This window comes from Halomonas sp. ATBC28 (assembly GCF_005937175.1).
Classification (GTDB): Bacteria; Pseudomonadota; Gammaproteobacteria; order Pseudomonadales; family Halomonadaceae; genus Vreelandella; species Vreelandella titanicae.
On the sequence record NZ_VCQL01000181.1, the window covers coordinates 1 to 398 of the forward strand.

Annotated in this window: 1 pseudogene; it reads right to left on the minus strand. The window is 58.0% G+C overall.

The features are described 5' to 3' along the window. Positions 1-398: pseudogene (locus tag E0L35_RS25935) on the minus strand (transketolase); the annotation flags it as partial.

A 398-nucleotide genomic window follows, 5' to 3' on the forward strand; every position in this document is an offset into this window, starting at 1 on the left:
CTTTACGCCCTTCTTCCGTTAACGCTTTTGCGGCGCTGACCACTAACTCAATCTCTGAACCCGCAGAAATGAGGATCATCTCAGGCTGACCGTCACAATCACTCAGTACATAACCACCACGCGCAATCTCTGCCAACTGTGCAGCGGTGCGCGGCTGTTGCGCCAGAGGTTGGCGCGTTAATACCAACGACGTTGGGCCATCTTTGCGCTCAATCGCCTGTTGCCAGGCCACCGCCACTTCCACCTGATCGCAACCGCGCCAGGTTTCCATATTCGGCGTCAGACGCAGCGACGCCAGTTGCTCAACGGGCTGATGTGTCGGGCCGTCTTCGCCCAGGCCGATGGTATCGTGGGTATAAACAAACACCGAGCGGATCTTCATCAGCGCCGCCATGCGC